A 253-nucleotide genomic window follows, 5' to 3' on the forward strand; every position below is an offset into this window, starting at 1 on the left:
GTTGAGGCTCTCCACGTGCTGAATGTTGAGCGTCGAGTAGACGTCGATGCCGGCGGCGAGGATCTCCTCGACATCGAGGAAGCGCTTGGGGTGGCGGCTCTCCGGCCCGTTGGTGTGCGCGAGCTCGTCGACGAGGACGAGCTGCGGGCGGCGTGCCAGCACGGCATCGAGGTCCATTTCCTCGACCACGCGGCCCTTGTACTCCATGCGCCGGCGCGGGATCACCTCGAGGCCTTCGACGAGCGCCTGCGTC

The 253-nt window shown here is 67.6% G+C and carries 1 pseudogene; it reads right to left on the minus strand.

Annotated elements, in window-relative coordinates:
- Positions 1 to 253, minus strand: a pseudogene (locus RMT89_RS44355) (sensor histidine kinase KdpD); the annotation flags it as partial.

The organism is Streptomyces sp. P17 (assembly GCF_032436805.1).
GTDB lineage: Bacteria > Actinomycetota > Actinomycetes > Streptomycetales > Streptomycetaceae > Streptomyces.